Annotated in this window: 11 protein-coding genes; 3 read left to right on the forward strand and 8 right to left on the reverse strand. The window is 57.8% G+C overall.

What is annotated here, in order from left to right; translation table 11 throughout:
• Positions 1–3: 3 nt before the first annotated feature.
• Positions 4–3,900: a phosphoribosylformylglycinamidine synthase gene (purL, locus tag JOE29_RS18310; protein ID WP_024662090.1), complete on the reverse strand. Its 3,897-nt coding sequence runs from the start codon at positions 3,898–3,900 to the stop codon at positions 4–6.
• Positions 3,901–4,113: 213 nt separating this feature from the next.
• On the opposite strand from purL, the gene mltF reads away from it, so the two are divergent.
• The gene (mltF, locus tag JOE29_RS18315; protein ID WP_080053099.1) at positions 4,114–5,613 is read left to right on the forward strand and encodes a membrane-bound lytic murein transglycosylase MltF; all 1,500 of its coding nucleotides are present in this window, start codon (positions 4,114–4,116) and stop codon (positions 5,611–5,613) included.
• Here mltF and tadA read toward each other — a convergent pair.
• The 3 genes from tadA to JOE29_RS18330 form a co-directional block, all read right to left on the reverse strand.
• Positions 5,610–6,119: a tRNA adenosine(34) deaminase TadA gene (tadA, locus tag JOE29_RS18320; protein WP_003421956.1), complete on the reverse strand. Its 510-nt coding sequence runs from the start codon at positions 6,117–6,119 to the stop codon at positions 5,610–5,612. The two genes, mltF and tadA, sit on opposite strands and share 4 nt — an antisense overlap.
• Positions 6,119–7,492 carry a multicopper oxidase family protein gene (locus JOE29_RS18325; protein WP_210079739.1) on the reverse strand — a complete coding sequence of 458 codons (1,374 nt, stop codon included), beginning with the start codon at positions 7,490–7,492 and terminating at the stop codon, positions 6,119–6,121. The genes tadA and JOE29_RS18325 overlap by 1 nt, the downstream gene beginning before the upstream one ends.
• A 177-nt stretch (positions 7,493–7,669) precedes the next feature.
• Complete coding sequence (locus JOE29_RS18330; RefSeq protein ID WP_210079740.1) at positions 7,670–9,646, reverse strand: tetratricopeptide repeat protein; 1,977 nt, start codon at positions 9,644–9,646, stop codon at positions 7,670–7,672.
• A 260-nt stretch (positions 9,647–9,906) separates the two neighbouring features.
• Here JOE29_RS18330 and JOE29_RS18335 point away from each other — a divergent pair, with 260 nt between their 5' ends.
• The gene (locus JOE29_RS18335; RefSeq protein ID WP_122233624.1) at positions 9,907–10,641 is read left to right on the forward strand and encodes a hypothetical protein; all 735 of its coding nucleotides are present in this window, start codon (positions 9,907–9,909) and stop codon (positions 10,639–10,641) included.
• A 171-nt stretch (positions 10,642–10,812) separates the two neighbouring features.
• On the opposite strand, the gene JOE29_RS18340 is transcribed toward JOE29_RS18335, so the two are convergent.
• The 4 genes from JOE29_RS18340 to hmpA form a co-directional block, all read right to left on the reverse strand.
• Positions 10,813–11,298, reverse strand: a complete 486-nt coding sequence (locus JOE29_RS18340) for a hypothetical protein (RefSeq protein WP_004418767.1) — start codon at positions 11,296–11,298, stop codon at positions 10,813–10,815.
• 346 nt (positions 11,299–11,644) lie between these two features.
• On the reverse strand, positions 11,645–12,034 hold the full coding sequence (locus JOE29_RS18345) for a tautomerase family protein (RefSeq protein ID WP_122233625.1): 390 nt from the start codon (positions 12,032–12,034) through the stop codon (positions 11,645–11,647).
• An 11-nt stretch (positions 12,035–12,045) separates the two neighbouring features.
• A complete protein-coding gene (locus JOE29_RS18350) occupies positions 12,046–13,131 on the reverse strand; it encodes a nitronate monooxygenase (RefSeq protein ID WP_210079741.1) in 1,086 nt (361 codons plus the stop codon).
• Between the two features lie 224 nt (positions 13,132–13,355).
• Entirely contained in the window at positions 13,356–14,543 is a 1,188-nt protein-coding gene (hmpA, locus tag JOE29_RS18355; RefSeq protein WP_058444609.1) for an NO-inducible flavohemoprotein, read from the reverse strand.
• 129 nt (positions 14,544–14,672) lie between these two features.
• On the opposite strand from hmpA, the gene norR reads away from it, so the two are divergent.
• Positions 14,673–16,262, forward strand: coding sequence for a nitric oxide reductase transcriptional regulator NorR (gene norR, locus JOE29_RS18360; RefSeq protein WP_210079742.1), 1,590 nt, complete (start codon positions 14,673–14,675; stop codon positions 16,260–16,262).
• Positions 16,263–16,324 lie beyond the last annotated feature (62 nt).

Below are 16,324 nucleotides of genomic sequence, written 5' to 3' on the forward strand. Positions count from 1 at the left end.
GCCTTAGTTAACCCAGGCCCGCGCGTTGCGGAACATGCGCATCCAGGCACCGTCCTCGTTCCAGTCCTCGGGACGCCACGAGTTCTGCACGGCACGGAATACACGCTCCGGGTGCGGCATCATGATGGTCACACGACCGTCGAGGGTGGTCATGCCGCCGATACCGCGTGGCGAGCCATTCGGGTTGGCCGGGTAGGTTTCAGTGACCTTGCCGTGGTTATCGACAAAGCGCAGTGCCACGGTGCCGGACACGTCCGCCTCGAGCAGTGCGTCGTCATTGCGGAACTCCGCGTGCCCTTCGCCATGCGCGATGGCGATTGGCATGCGCGAACCGGCCATGCCCTGCAGGAAGATCGACGCCGACTCCTGAACCTGGACCATGGCCACGCGCGCTTCGAACTGCTCGGAGCGGTTACGCACGAAATGCGGCCAGAACTCGCTACCCGGAATCAGCTCGTGCAGGTTGGACAGCATCTGGCAACCGTTGCACACGCCAAGCGTGAAGCTGTCGGAACGCTCGAAGAAGCCCTGGAACGCATCACGCGCACGGCTGTTGAACAATGCCGACTTGGCCCAGCCTTCGCCGGCGCCCAGTACGTCACCGTAGGAGAAGCCACCGCAGGCGACCATACCCTTGAAGTCGTTCAGGTCGACACGACCGGCCAGGATATCGCTCATGTGCACGTCGATTGCGTTGAAGCCGGCACGATCAAAGGCTGCCGCCATCTCGACCTGACCGTTGACACCCTGCTCGCGCAGAACGGCAACCTGAGGACGAACACCCGTCTTGATGTACGGCGCGGCGATATCTTCGTTGACGTCGAAGCCCAGCTTGACGGTCAGGCCCGGATTGTCTTCTTCCAGCAGCGCATCGAATTCCTGATCCGCGCATTCGGCGTTGTCACGCAGGCGCTGGATCTGATAGCTGGTCTCGGCCCACTGACGTTGCAACAGACGGCGCTGACCAGTGAATACCGGCTCGCCATGGAAGCTGATCGACACTTCATCGTTGTTGATCGGCTGACCGATCACTGCCACGCAGTCTTCCAGACCAGCCGCGCTGAATTGCGCCAGCACCAGTGGAGTAGCGTCCTGACGCACCTGAATGACCGCGCCCAGCTCTTCGTTGAAGAGGATCGCGCTCAGTTCGGAGACGTTGTCGGCAACACCGTCGAGGTGCAGGTTCAGACCGCAGTGGCCGGCGAAAGCCATTTCCAGCGTGCTGACCAGCAGACCACCGTCGGAACGGTCGTGATAGGACAGGATATGACCGTCGGAATTGAGGCCCTGAATCACCGCGAAGAAGGCCTTGAGGTCTTCAGCGTCGTCGACGTCCGGAGCGACGCGGCCGAGCTTGCCGTGAGTTTGCGCAAGAATCGAGGCGCCCATGCGGTTCTGGCCACGCCCCAGATCGATCAGGATCAGGTCGGTGATGCCCTTGTCCATGCGCAGCTCGGGCGTCAGGGTCTGACGGATGTCGACTACGGGCGCAAAGCCCGTCACGATCAATGACAGCGGCGAGGTCACGCTCTTTTCGGTGCCTTCGTCGCTCCAGCGGGTCTTCATGGACATCGAGTCCTTGCCCACTGGAATGGTGATCCCCAGTTCCGGACACAGCTCCATGCCGACCGCTTTCACGGTGTCATAAAGACGCGCGTCTTCTCCAGGGTGACCAGCCGCCGACATCCAGTTGGCCGACAGTTTGATGTCAGAAAGCTTTTCAATACGCGAGGCCGCGATGTTGGTCAGCGTTTCGCCGATCGCCATACGGCCCGAAGCCGGAGCATCCAGCAACGCCAGCGGAGTCCGCTCGCCCATCGCCATGGCTTCGCCGGTGTTGACGTCGAAGCTGGTGGCGGTGACGGCGCAGTCAGCCACAGGCACCTGCCATGGACCGACCATCTGATCGCGAGCAACCAGGCCGGTAATGCTGCGGTCACCGATGGTGATCAGGAAGCTTTTGCTGGCGACGGCCGGGTGGCGCAATACGCGCTGCACACTTTCTTCGATGTCCAGCGTGCTCGGGTCGAAATCATCGCCGATCTCTTCTTCTCTGGCGACCGAACGGTGCATGCGCGGCGCCTTGCCCAGCAGGACTTCCAGCGGCATGTCTACCGGACTGTTACCGAAATGACTGTCGGTGACGGTCAGTTGCGGCTCTGCAGTGGCTTCGCCGACAACCGCAAACGGGCAGCGCTCGCGCTCGCAGATAGCCTTGAAGCGCTCGAAGTCTTCGACGCCCACGGCCAGCACGTAACGTTCCTGGGATTCGTTGCTCCAGATTTCCAGCGGGGCCATGCCCGGCTCGTCATTGGGTACGTTACGCAGTTCGAAACGTCCGCCGCGGTCGCCATCGTTGACCAGTTCGGGGAAGGCGTTGGACAGACCACCGGCACCCACGTCGTGGATGAAGCTGATCGGGTTACGGTCGCCCAACTGCCAGCAGCGGTCGATGACTTCCTGGCAACGACGCTCCATCTCGGGGTTTTCACGCTGAACCGAAGCGAAATCCAGGTCTGCAGAACTGGTGCCGGTCGCCATCGAGGAAGCCGCGCCGCCACCCAGGCCGATCAGCATCGCCGGGCCACCCAGTACGATCAGCTTGGAACCTACAGTGATCTCGCCCTTCTGGACGTGATCTTCGCGGATATTGCCCATACCGCCCGCCAGCATGATCGGCTTGTGGTAACCACGAACCTCGTCACCGTGCGGCGTAGTGATGGACTGCTCGAAGGTACGGAAATAGCCGGTCAGCGCCGGGCGACCGAATTCGTTGTTGAACGCCGCGCCACCCAGCGGGCCTTCAATCATGATGTCCAGCGCAGTCACGATGCGCTCGGGCTTGCCGTACGGCACTTCCCAAGGCTGTACGAAACCGGGGATCTGCAGGTTGGAGACGGTGAAACCGGTCAGCCCCGCCTTGGGCTTGGCACCGCGACCGGTTGCACCTTCGTCGCGAATCTCGCCGCCGGAGCCAGTCGCCGCGCCAGGAAACGGCGCAATGGCGGTCGGGTGGTTGTGGGTCTCGACCTTCATCAGAATGTGCACCGGCTCCTGAACCGCGCCGTACTGACGGGTTTCAGGGTCCGGGAAGAAGCGACCGGCGACGTTGCCGACGATCACCGAAGCGTTGTCCTTGTAAGCGGACAGCACGCCTTCGCTGTGCATCTGGTAGGTGTTCTTGATCATGCCGAACAGGCTTTTTTCCTGGCTCTGGCCGTCGATGTCCCAACTGGCGTTGAAAATCTTGTGGCGGCAGTGCTCGGAGTTCGCCTGGGCAAACATCATCAGCTCGATGTCGTGCGGGTTGCGCCCCAGACCATTGAAGCTGGTGATCAGGTAATCGATTTCATCTTCGGCGAGAGCCAGGCCCAGCTCGACGTTGGCTTTTTCCAGCGCCGCGCGGCCGCCACCCAGAATGTCCACCGCGGTCAGCGGCTTGGGCTGGGCGTGGCTGAACAGGTTGGCAGCCTGCTCGAGGTCGCCCAATACCAGTTGCGTCATGCGGTCGTGCAGGCTGTCGGCGATTACCTGAGCCTCGGTCTCGTTGAACTGGCCTTCTACATAGAAGGCAATCCCGCGCTCGAGGCGCTGGATTTTGCTCAGGCCGCAATTGCGAGCGATGTCGCTGGCCTTGCTCGACCAGGGTGAAATGGTGCCAAAACGCGGCAACACCAGAAACAGACGGCCGCTCGGCTCTTGAACCGGCACGCTGGGGCCGTATTTCAGGAGACGGTCGAGAACCTGCTGTTCTTCGCTGGTCAGAACGTCGTTGACGTCAGCGAAGTGAGCGAATTCGGCGTACAAGCCACTGACAGCTGAAACTTTTTGTTTCAGTTGTTCTAGTAATTTGCTGTGGCGGAAAGCAGAAAGGGCAGGAGCACCGCGCAGGATCAACATCTTCGGGACAGCCTCGAGAAGGGGGTGTGCTTTGAGGCCGCATATTCTAGCCTAAACCGGGCATTTGATCACCCAAAACGGCGGCATCCGCTGCGCCCGAATGTCGCCCCAGGCAAAAAAACTCCGGAAATGCCTGTAAAAGCCACTCGCCTATCAGACGCAAGCTTCACTGTCGAGATATGGCGCCCGGTGCGCTTTGCGTATACTGCACCGATGTTCTTCAAACCAGACTTCCGCCCACGTTGCGCCAAATGGCTCATCGCAACCGGACTCTTCCTGATGCTCGGCGCCTGTGTGGAAAAACCCACCACACTGGAGCGAGTCAAGGAGGACGGCGTACTGCGGGTGATCACTCGCAACAGCCCGGCGACTTATTTCCAGGATCGCAACGGTGAAACCGGCTTCGAATACGAGCTGGTCAAGCGTTTTGCCAAGGACCTGGGCGTCGAATTGAAGATAGAAACGGCTGACAATCTCGACGATCTTTTCGACCAGATGAACAAACCAGGCGGTCCGGTACTCGGTGCCGCCGGCCTGATCGAGACACCAAAGCGCAAATCGCAGGCGCGTTTCTCGCATTCTTATCTGGAAGTCACCCCTCAGGTGGTCTATCGCAACGGCCAGTCGCGGCCGACCGATCCCGGCGATCTGGTGGGCAAGCGCATCATGGTGCTCAAGGGCAGCGCGCATGCCGAGCAACTGGCGGCGCTGAAGGCGCAGAATCCCCGCATTGAATATGAAGAATCTGACGCGGTCGAGGTCGTTGATCTCCTGCGCATGGTCGACGAAGGCCAGCTCGACCTGACCCTGGTCGACTCCAATGAGCTGGCAATGAACCAGGTCTACTTCCAGAACGTGCGCGTCGCCTTCGACCTGGGCGAAGCGCGCGCGCAACGCTGGGCCGTCGCGCCGGGTGAAGACAACAGCCTGCTCAACGAAATCAACGCCTACCTCGACAAGGTTGAAAAGAACGGCACGCTGCAACGCCTGAAAGACCGCTACTACGGTCACGTCGATGTACTCGGTTATGTGGGTGCCTACACCTTTGCCCAGCACCTTCAGGAGCGCCTGCCCAAATACGAAAAACACTTCCAGACATCGGCCAAGAAAGAACAGGTCGACTGGAGACTGCTGGCCGCCATTGGCTATCAGGAATCGATGTGGCAGCCGACCGTGACCTCGAAAACCGGCGTACGCGGCCTGATGATGCTCACCCAGAACACCGCGCAAGCGATGGGTGTATCCAACCGGCTGGACGCGCGCCAGAGCATTCAGGGCGGGGCAAAGTACTTTGCCTACATAAAGGATCAACTGGACGACTCAATTAAAGAGCCGGATCGCACTTGGCTAGCTCTCGCTTCCTACAACATTGGCAGCGGTCACCTGGAAGATGCGCGCAAATTGGCCCAGAACGAGGGGCTGAATCCTGATAAATGGCTCGACGTGAAAAAAATGCTGCCGCGTCTGGCACAGAAGAAGTGGTACAGCAAAACGCGTTACGGCTATGCCCGAGGCGGTGAGCCGGTGCATTTCGTGGCCAACATCCGCCGTTATTACGACATTCTGACCTGGGTGACGCAGCCACAGCTTGAAGGCAGTCAGGTCGCCGACGGCAACCTGCATGTTCCTGGTGTCGACAAGACCCAACCGCCCGTCCCGCCAGCCTCTCCCGTCCCCTCGTCCAGCAATAGCACGGACGAATCTGCGCTCTAAACGTTGCCTTGGCCTTTGCCAGCGTCCTTGGCTGCCCGTCGCATCCTGAAAAACTCGCTCAACATCGTCCCGCACTCCTCGCCCAGCACTCCGCCTTCGAACAGCACGCGGTGATTGAGAAATGCCTGACTGAAAAACTGCCCTTGGCTCTGCACGATGCCCGCCTTGGGTTCGAGCGCTCCGTAGACCACACGCGCCACCCGTGAGTGCACGATCAGCCCCGCACACATGCTGCACGGCTCTAGCGTCACGTAGAGCGTGCTGCCCGGCAGGCGATAATTGTCCAGCGCCTTGGCGGCGTCACGAATCGCGACCATTTCGGCATGCGCGCTGGGGTCGCTGCCGCTGATCGGGCAGTTGTAACCACGACCGATGATCTCGCCGTTCTGCACCACCACTGCCCCGACTGGCACCTCACCCAACAGTGCGCCTTGCGCGGCGAGCGCCAGCGCCTCGCGCATGAAGTACTGATCATTGCTGCGGTCGATGATCTGCGGTTGCCGCATCATGCCACCTCGATGGCGGCCATCAGGCCGGTTTCCATGTGATCGATCACGTGGCAATGAAACATCCATACACCGGGGTTATCCGCCACCAGCGCCACTCGCGCCCGCTCGTTACGACCCAGCAAGAAGGTGTCGGTAAAGTACGGGATGATCTTGCGCCGATTGGAGGCAATCACCTTGAAACTCATGCCGTGCAGGTGAATCGGGTGCTGATACTGAGTCATGTTCTTCAGCTCGAAGATATAGCTCTTGCCCAGCTTCAACCTGGCGATAGGCCGATCTGCGCAGGTCTTGTCGGTAATGTCCCACGCTTCGCCATTGATCTGCCACAGGCTCGGCGGCTTGCCATTGCCGGTGTTGACCGACATCGAGCCCACCCACTCGAAGTTGAAATTGATCTTCTCGGCGTTTTCCATGTCAGGCTCGGCCACCGGATTGGCCGGCAGCTCGGGCGGCCACTGGCCAGGCGCGTCGTTATTGGCGACCGAGCGGAACGTACCCAGGCGCACCGGGCCGTTACGCAAGGAGATTTCCTCGCCCGCCGGCGGGGCCTTGATTGCCAGACAGATGCGCATGCCCGGCCCCAGCCAGTATTCGTCGCCGAAGGGACGCGGCTTCACCGGGTTGCCATCCAGCGCATAGATCTGCGCCTCGGCGTCCGGCAGATTGAGTCTATAGGTCACGGTATTGTCGAGATTGAGCAAGCGCACGCGAGTGATCTGCCCGGCAGGCAACTCAATTACCGCCTGCGCAATGCCGTTCAGCGTCGACAATCGACCAGCCGTGCCCTCACGTGCCGCTTCACGCAGCACACTGAACTCGGTGAACGCACCCACTTCGTCCACATGCCAGCTTTTCAGACTGACCGTGCGCTCATGGGCAAAACCGGTCGGCTCGCGTTCTTCGACAATCAGCGGCCCGACCAGCCCGCGGCCCAGCTCTTCACTGCTGCTGACGTGCGGGTGATACCAGTAGCTACCGGCGTCCGGCACACGGAATTTGTAATCGAAGTATTCACCCGGCTTGACCGGCAACTGCGACACATACGGCACGCCGTCCATCTCCAGCGGCAAGCGGATACCGTGCCAGTGAATGGTCGTCTCGACCGGCAACTGATTGATGAAACGCAGCCGCAGCCACTCACCCTGCCGCACGCGCAACTCAGTACCCGGCGCAGAACCGCCGAAGGCCCAGGCAGGCGTCTTGTGGCCAGGCACCAGTTCCACATCCAGCGGCGCGGCGATCAGCACAAAGTCCGTACCAGCTTCAGACTCGCGACGCCCCATCCAGTAACGCGAAGCCCCACCCGCGCCTAGGCCGACTACGGCCAGACCGGCGATGCCTGTAAGGATTTGACGACGGGTAAAGGACATGAACGGCGCAACCTCGAAAACGACGACTGAGCGCATCTGCGATGCAAATGCGAGGGGCGAATACGATACACCTGCATTTGCGTAAAGATAAGGGTGGATACCACGAACTGAAGTCGAGGCGTAAAAAAGCCGGGCAAGGCAGTGACGCCCGCTCCGGCTTTTTGTATCCATCAACCGCTATGCCTGACTAACCCGCTCCAGCCATTCGATATAGGCCGGCTCTGCGTCAAGCGGTAGATTGGCGCGGTAATCCTCCAGCTCTTCCTGCATGCCAAACACCTTCCACACCAACGGTGCAAGGCGCCATGCCGGGCTGTTTGCCCGTTCCAGTTCGCTCAGCACTTGCAGGCATCGTTGCTGGTGCTCGGCCACTGTCTCCGACTTGTAACCGAACGCCTTTCCCAGCCCTGAGATGTACATCAGTTTTGCGGTCTCCATCTCAGGCCACTGGAGCGCCATATTCAGGGGCCATTCGAGCATGGCCCGCTCACCCCACATTGACGACTTGGGCAAATGGTCGTTCGCAAGCAACGTCAGCATGAATGATTGGCCCAACTGGGTCAGATACACCGGCAAAACCTCGGCTGCAGGCTGCTGGTAAAACACATCCAGTGGCTGCTCACGCTTGAGTCCGATACCGGCCAGCAAGCGCTGCTGAAGATCAAGTACCAACGCACCAAGTTCTGCCTTGCCTGCACTACCATTTTCAACGGTTTGCCGGGTGCGGGTCGCACAATTCCATAGGCTCAGTGAAATCCGCCACTGGGCCTGATCGCCCTCACCCGAACAACCCACTTCGCCCGTCACGAAATACTTCGTTGTTGGCGGGACGATATCGAACAGTGTGTTTCCGTCGACCTCAACCCCCGATACAACCGGCCCCGCGCCCTCCGCGACCTGAACATAACAATTGGCTACATAGTCGTTCCAGTAGTGAACCGACTCCGCCATGTAAAGAGAGATGGCACGCGTATAGCGCCCGACATCATCCTCGCGCTGCGATTCGGCAGGCTCTGCTTTCTCCATGATTTTGGACAAGGCGAAGAAACCGATTTCTGGCGCACCTTCCGGTTTTTGCGCGAAGAGCCAGTCAGCATTGCGCAAACCGTAGTGCCAGACCGGCTTGTTCAGCGCCAAGGTATTGATCGTCACGCTGGCAGGATCAATCGGAATGCCTTTGTCTTCCTGCCTGCGCACGTCCTCGAAAGCGTGCGCAAACTGGTCAAGATGACTTTTGATTGGCGCAAAGCCGAGTGCATACAAGCGAGTAAGCAACGCCTCGCCTTCATCCACCCTGCCCAGTTCCTGATAGGCACGCAGCAAGTTGAGACCTGCCGTCGAATCATGTTTGTGCTCATCATAAGCAGGCCCGACAAGCTCGATGATCAGCGGAATGTGGCCATTGTTGCCCAAGTCACCCGATATCATCTGCAAGGCACTGCGGTCGAAATGACCACCTGCCAGTACCTCCTCATACAACACACGCGCCTGCGCGACGTTCTGCTGTTGCAGGTAGTGCCGCGCCATCCACAACTGCGCACGCCAACTGTCCGGCAACGCCGCTACAGTGCGTAGAGCATCGAGATAGGCGGCCTCACCGCCCCGTTCCTGCTGGATGCTCAGCCACCACAACAGGCCGTTTTCCTGATTCGGATCGGCCTCAACCGCCTGCCAAAGTGTTGCCTCTGCAACTGATTGATCACCACGCTCGGCAAACACCTTGGCCAGATTGGTCAGAATGATTCCCGACACGCCGACTTTAGCCAGCCCTTGGCGCAGCGTGGCTTCTGCAGCATCGAGCCGGGCGTTATGCATCAGCACGATGCCGTTCACCACATAACTGCGCTCGGGATTAGCGTCGATCTCGACCAGTCGTTCGGCGGCAGGTATCAGGTCAGTCGCAAATCCATCGTTGAGCCCCGAAACAATGAGGTTGTAAAGCTCGTCAGCATCACCCCACTGCTGTTTCAGATTGGGCAGGAACACCTTCTCGCGCCACTCGCTCCGAGTGATCTTCATCTCGCGCCCGTAACTGTCGTAGGCGGTGATCAATTCGCCGTCGTGAGCTTCTGGCGACTTCGTATCAGCAGGCGAGTTATCTGTTGAAGCTTGAGATTTCTTGCCGCTGAGGGCGGACAGAATGCGTTTGAACATAAATGGAGTCGCCGCGGTTTGGGGTTAGTGGGCAAGTGGTTTCAGGTGCTTCAGGTCATAACGTGTGCGGAGGGTCAGCTTTTGAATTCGCCACTAAAGATATTGTGGCGTTTGGACCCGGTCAGGCTGGCACCCAGGGAGCAGCCGTCATAGCCTAGTACAGTTACAGCGGTCGACCTGCTCGCGCGATGCCAATGCTGCACGCCCAGAGTCGGCCAGGACAAGCTGCTGGATGACACAACAAAGGATTATTGGCCGAGATGAGCACTATTTACGATCCGGACGCACGAACGGTCAGGCAAGTATCGACAGCGATATTCTTGCTCACCGGGACCGTTGGCGTCATGGGTCCAGTGAGCTTTTCAGGTGGCTGGTGGATTTACGGCTGCATGTTGCTGACGGCATTCATTTACGCGCTTTATATAAAGTATGCGTGTGAGCGCTACACATTGTTCGCCTCTGGCTACTTAACACTGTTGATCTTTCTCCTGGCATTCGCGCCCGCGTGCGTCAGCTATAGCGTTGTCACAGATGACCTGAGCGGTTCCAGGCTTGCGGGCGGGTTTGCCGCTGCCTCGCTGTTGGCTGCCGTGATGCTGCTCTATTTGTTTATCTATCTGACGCCGACAAAAGAGTTTCCATTCGAGGTATCCGGCAATAAAGTTTCCTTCAGTTCGCCCGACACATCCAGCGTCAGCGGCGGAGTGATCGCAGGCCTTGGAACACTGGTCGCTTCAGCGGTTATAAAGTCTTTCACGCCACTGACAACAGGCATCCTTATTATTCTGCTGTTTGTATTTGGATGCACGTTCATGCTCATCCACTCTCGTCACCTCATCAGAGGCCTGCGCACCCTGCGCGTCCAGGAAAAGACGATGCTCACGCCTTACACCTTCATGCAAATCGATGAGATACGCGACGCTCGCGCCCGCTGGTGGCTGAGCAGGTTGTTCAGGTGGGTTGCTTCCCGGGGAAAGCGGCAAGCGGATAGTTGAAGAGTTGGCGGTGACATAGCCTGCCCCACACTCGTCGAGCACGCATGGCTCGGTTGCCGAGCGCTGCGCTTGGACCCGCTAGCCGACTTTGAGTCCTTATCGCACTGGTTACAGCGCGAGCACCTTTTTCAGGAGACCCTTCACAGCGCTATGCGAAGGGCCTGCCCGTGATCAGTCTCGCACGAGCTTCAGCAGTCCGCCGTCATACCAGGAAAGAGCTAACGACCCGTCCTGTGCCAGGAAAAATGCCGGCGTTTCTTTATCAAAAGGACCCCAGCTTCCAGATTTGCATTCAACGCTATAGCGCACAGCTTTTTCGATGCCAAGCTTGTGGAGCTGCGGCTCCAGTTCAGCTCCAGTCATCGCCGGAAGCTTATGAAAAACAGGCCCCTTGCACACATCTTCCGTTGAGTCTGTGGACGCTTTCCATGCCAGCTGGTCGTGACTGAAGCTGAGACGTCGCCCCATAAAGCTCGGATCATCATCCCCCAGTGCCTGCACGCCTGAGTCTGATACCGCTACGCCTGCAACATGCCAACTGCCGTAAAGCGCACTTTCTCCAGGCTGATCGTGCTTTGGAGCATCCATATTCGCTGCACATCCTGTCAGCGACAACAGGATCAGGAAAGATGAACTGAGAGAAAATCGGGATTTCATGAACGGGGGTCCTTGGTTTTTGGGGATGTGAATATCGAATCTTTTTGCTGGGCGCCCCCTGCGTCGATGTTGGGGCTTGGGGCTTGGGGTGCCTTTGAGCGGATTTTCCTCGAACTTCAAGCCAGTTTCAAATGAGGTGCTTTGCGGTCGGTAAGGAGCTGAGACGTCCGTCACGACGGCAGCCTCTTATGCGAAAGTGCTCATTGGGACGTATCACCAGCGGGTAAAGTAGCGCTGATTCCTTTGCGTTCTCGGGCCGTTTGATAGATCACATAAGCCGCAACCCTGATTGATTTTTGCCCAGCAGCTAGCGTGAAGTTCGAGGTGGTGATTGGCGGAAGTGCCTTTATAGCTCACCTGTTAGAAATTGAGCGCGCCCCAGACCGAAACTCCAGTCTTCATCACTGTTGATCACTATCGAAACCATGACGTCCTCTGCTGCGATGCCACAGTTGCGCTCCAATCCTTCTGCTATCAGGGCATAAAACCGCTTTTTCATCTCTGCTGGACGCGGCCTGCTAATGGCGGTGATGACAACGACTTTGTCGGACCGCGTAAATCCAAGCCCCGTATCCTGAATGACCAGTCGATTTCTTTTGTGTTCATTCAACACCTGGTATCGGTCACGTTCAGGAACCTGGAATGCGTTCACCATCGCGTCGTGGATCGCATCCAGCAACGTCTCGATTTCCTGATCCGAACGGCCCTCTATTACATCAATTTTCAGCAATGGCATTGATTGTCTCTCTACAGGAAGGTTGTGGATTTAGACGCTGAACGCATCTCTTCCACCAGGGTTTTGATCAATTCTGCTGCAGGGAGTGCGCGTGCGAGCGGCGCCCCTTGCCCGGCCCACTGAGCGGCAAAATCATGACAGCCTTTTAGAACAGCGGCGGCGTGCAGTGCTTTGGTCACATCATAAGCCAAGGGATATTCGGCTGGGACAGGGATCTGCTGTCCAGTGCTTTCCAGGTACAAACGATTCGCCAAGCCACGGGCAGGACGGCCGGATACATAGCTGGTTACTCGAGTTTCATGGGCTCTTGCGGAGATAAGCGCTGCGCGATGCTCGGGCGTAGCTGAGGACTCCGGACACAGGATAAAGGCGGTTCCCATTTGTACCCCTGCGGCCCCTAGTGCCAATGCTGCATTAATGCTTGCGCCGTCCATGATCCCACCGGCTGCGATCACCGGTAAGCGTATGTGCGTTGTCAGCATGCGGGTCAATGGGAACAACCCAAGCTCGTGGTCCTGATTGGGCGCATCGTCGAATACGCCACGGTGCCCACCTGCCTCATAGCCTTGCGCGACAATGGCATCTACGCCGGCCTTCTGAAGCATTTGTGCTTCTTTAAGCGTGGTGGCACAACCCAGCGTAACAATGCCCGCCTCTCGTAGCTCAGCTACCCAGGCCGAGTCGGGTGTGCCGAAGTGGAAGCTGACTACGGCGGGCCGCTCGGCTAACAGCACTTCAAGCATCACCCGGTCACTCAGAAAACTTTTATAAATTTCGCGTATTTCTTGAGGAGGCGCTGCATCGAATTCGGAGAACCATTTTGCGGTATAGGCCAGCCAGGCATCATTCTGCGTATGGCTAAAACAGGCAGGTCTATGGCAGAACATGTTCACGTTGAACGGTTGGTCAGTCAGTTCGCGCGTCTGTTTTATAAGGGCTCGTGCCTGATCCGGGGTGCTGGCGCCAAGGCCGATCGATCCCAGGGCTCCTGCGTTACTAACCTCGGCAGCAAGTACAGGAGTTGAAACGCCAACCATCGGCGCCTGAATAATGGGTAGCCGAACCCCTATGCTGGACCAGAAATTAGTGGTGTTCATGTCACTACCTGCCTGTCTGGAGTGGTGAAGGAAGTCGAACGGTCAGCAGCGTTGAGAGCAGTAGGCCAACGCCTACGGCGATCAGCAAAGTCAAATAGGCCAAAACAGGTTCGAACTCTAACCGCTTACCTGGATCCATGTGCGCTTAAAGGTCAGCGCAGATAGAGCTTGAAGCGCCGCACATCAGCAGCATTGTTGCCTGGTTAGACGTTTGCCTTACAACCTCACGCCAAGGCTTCTGCGGGACCGAAAAACTCATACCGGGCCTGTTTCTCTGGTACTCCCAGATCCTTTAAGGCCCGTTTCATGAATGCCATGAATGGTTTGGGTCCCAGGAAATAAACGTCGACATCGCGGTCGGCCGGCAGCCATTGTTCAAGGTGAGTGATTAAGGGAAAGCCAATGGCGTCTGGCGTGTAGACCTCATGATCGGCTCGCTCTGCATAAACGACATGAGCCCTGAACAGCGGATAGCGTTGTTGCCAGTCTCGCAGGAGGTCTGAGAACGCATGCACCTGACCATTACGTGCGTAGTGAATGAAGGTTAATGGTCGCTCCCCGGACTCCAGCGCTTGCTCGGCCATTGCCAACGTTGGCGTGATACCGACGCCGCCGCTGATAAGTATCAGTGGCTTGATATGGTCGTTAAGCGTGAAATCCCCGGAGGGAGGAAACACATCGAGGGTGCTTCCCTCTTCCACATAATCATGCAGATAAGTAGACGCGAGCCCCCCCAGCTCACGCTTGACGCTGATTCGATATCGAACACCGTTAGCCTGCTCACTCAAAGAGTAGTTACGCCGCACTTCCTTACCATCGATCATGAGCCGTACGCCGATGTACTGGCCGGCTTTATGCCGGATAACGGGCTGATGATCAGTGGGCGCAAGATAAAATGACGTAATTTCAGCGCTTTCGGCCACCTTTCTCAGGACTGTGAATGGGCGGGCACCCCGCCATCCGCCCGGTGCTGCAGCAATGGCGTCATAGGCACTCTGCTCACCGGCGATGAGGATATCTGCAAGCTGTTGATAGGCTGCGGCCCACGCTGCGATGACTTCATCTGTCGCGATTTCTGCGCCCAGCACCTCGCGGATAGCCTGCAAAAGGCAGGAGCCGACAATAGGGTAATGCTCGGGAAGGATCTGCAGCGCCACATGCTTGTTGATTATCTGGCTCGCCAGCCCTCCCAGATTTTCGAGCCTGTCGATGTTCCTGGCATACATCAGCACGCCATTAGCAAGCGCACGGGGCTGCGCCCCGTTAGCTTGATGCGCCTCATTGAACAACGGACGCACCTCAGGGTGCGTATCGAGCATGAGTTGATAAAAATAAGTGATCAGCGCTTTCCCTCCTGTTTCAAGCAGAGGCACAGTTGCTTTGATGATGTCGCGCTGGGCTGAGGTCAGCATGGTGGGCTCCAGAGGGTAGGAATCTATACCCTTGGCTAGAGCAACCGCCGTGCCAAGCATAAAAGCCTTGTAAAACAGCAAGCCGAAGGCGTATAGAGTCTTTATGACTGTGTTATTAAGACCTGATCCATGAAAAAAGATGTCATTTCGACTCATCAGTTGAAGGCGTTGCATGCCCTTCTTCCGCTCTTGGGGGATTTAGCAGTAGAGCTGCCTGCCGAGCATCGTTACTACCGTGTTCTGGACGCGTTACGAGAGCTGGTCCCCTCGGATGCTGTGGCATTACTGCGCCTGGAGCAGGGCGAACTCATTCCGGTTGCCGCGCATGGCTTGGCCAGTGACGCAATGGCGCGACGCTACCGCGTGGCAAGCAATCCGCGACTGGAGGCGATCATTGAAGCGCAGGGAGCCGTTCTGTTTCCACCGAACTGTGATCTTCCAGACCCCTATGACGGACTGATCGGTTCAAGCGCCTTGCCCGTACACGACTGCATGGGGTGCTCGTTGCGGATCAATGACAAAACCTGGGGGGTTCTGACAATGGACGCCCTGACCGTGGGGCAGTTCTCTGAGCAGGATCTTCAAACCGTCGAGACCTTTGCCATGTTCGCTGCGGCGACCGTCGTAGCGGCATCCCGATTTGATGATCTATTGCGCACCGTTGCCGGAGAACGGAAACGAGCAGAAGCCTATCGACTCTCTGCACGCAGGCCCAAGCCTGAAATGATTGGGAACAGCGACAGTTTCAGGCAACTCCTCTCTGAAATCGATCTGGTCGCTTCAAGCGACCTCACGGTTTTGATTACCGGCGAAACCGGAGTAGGTAAGGAACTGGTCGCCCAGCGGCTGCACGATCTCTCGGCGCGAGCGGACAAACCGTTCATAACGGTCAATTGCGCCGCCCTTCCTGAGCACCTGATTGAAAGCGAGCTTTTCGGACACGTCAAAGGCGCCTTTTCGGGAGCCATCGAAAATCGGCTGGGTAAATTTGAAGTGGCCAGCACTGGCACACTATTTCTCGATGAGATCGGCGAGCTGCCGTTGGCCGCGCAAGCCACCCTGCTTCGCGTACTTCAGGGCGGCCAGCTTCAGCGGGTCGGTTCCGACAAGCTCCATGTCGTCGATATTCGTTTGATTGCCGCCACCAACCGAGACCTGATTGAGGAAGTGCGTGCGGGTCGCTTTCGAGCAGACTTGTATCACCGACTAAGCGTCTACCCATTACGCGTCCCCTCTTTGAAAGAACGTCGGGACGACATCATGTTGCTGGCCGGAGCTTTCGCGGAAGAAAACCGCTGGAGGGTCGGCGTACCTTCGTTGCGATTTTCCGACTCTGCCCGCCAAGCATTAGTCGGCTACTCGTGGCCAGGGAATATCCGGGAACTGGAACACCTGATGGCAAGGGCGGCGCTGAAGGCAAAAAAAAGAGCGGCGTCTTTGAAAAGGCAGAGTGTCTTGTCGCTGGAATTGCAGGACCTTGACCTCCTGGAATCGCCCTCCGAGAGGGTTGCGGAAAAGTCAGGCACTATCCTTGCACAGCAGCTCCCGTCTCACGATTTCAAATCATCTGTCGACGGATACAAGAAAGCGATATTGGAAGAGGCTCTCAGGCTTTCAGAAGGCAATGTTTCTGCTGCAGCTAGAGGTCTTAATCTGGATCGCGCGAACCTGACTCGGCTCGCAGGTAGGCTGGGAGTGAGCATATTGCGTGAAAAGTAATCACATCATTCTCAAAAAGAGATCGGCCAGACCCAAAAAGCCCGCAATTAAGCGGGCTCCAG

This window comes from Pseudomonas sp. PvP009, assembly GCF_017832995.1.
Lineage (GTDB): Bacteria > Pseudomonadota > Gammaproteobacteria > Pseudomonadales > Pseudomonadaceae > Aquipseudomonas > Aquipseudomonas syringae.

Coding starts and splice junctions, on each gene's coding strand:
- purL (WP_024662090.1), bottom strand. CDS start 3,900: ATGTTGATCCTGCGCGGTGCTCCTGCCCTTTCTGCTTTCCGCCACAGC.
- mltF (WP_080053099.1), top strand. CDS start 4,114: ATGTTCTTCAAACCAGACTTCCGCCCACGTTGCGCCAAATGGCTCATC.
- tadA (WP_003421956.1), bottom strand. CDS start 6,119: ATGCGGCAACCGCAGATCATCGACCGCAGCAATGATCAGTACTTCATG.
- JOE29_RS18325 (WP_210079739.1), bottom strand. CDS start 7,492: ATGTCCTTTACCCGTCGTCAAATCCTTACAGGCATCGCCGGTCTGGCC.
- JOE29_RS18330 (WP_210079740.1), bottom strand. CDS start 9,646: ATGTTCAAACGCATTCTGTCCGCCCTCAGCGGCAAGAAATCTCAAGCT.
- JOE29_RS18335 (WP_122233624.1), top strand. CDS start 9,907: ATGAGCACTATTTACGATCCGGACGCACGAACGGTCAGGCAAGTATCG.
- JOE29_RS18340 (WP_004418767.1), bottom strand. CDS start 11,298: ATGAAATCCCGATTTTCTCTCAGTTCATCTTTCCTGATCCTGTTGTCG.
- JOE29_RS18345 (WP_122233625.1), bottom strand. CDS start 12,034: ATGCCATTGCTGAAAATTGATGTAATAGAGGGCCGTTCGGATCAGGAA.
- JOE29_RS18350 (WP_210079741.1), bottom strand. CDS start 13,131: ATGAACACCACTAATTTCTGGTCCAGCATAGGGGTTCGGCTACCCATT.
- hmpA (WP_058444609.1), bottom strand. CDS start 14,543: ATGCTGACCTCAGCCCAGCGCGACATCATCAAAGCAACTGTGCCTCTG.
- norR (WP_210079742.1), top strand. CDS start 14,673: ATGAAAAAAGATGTCATTTCGACTCATCAGTTGAAGGCGTTGCATGCC.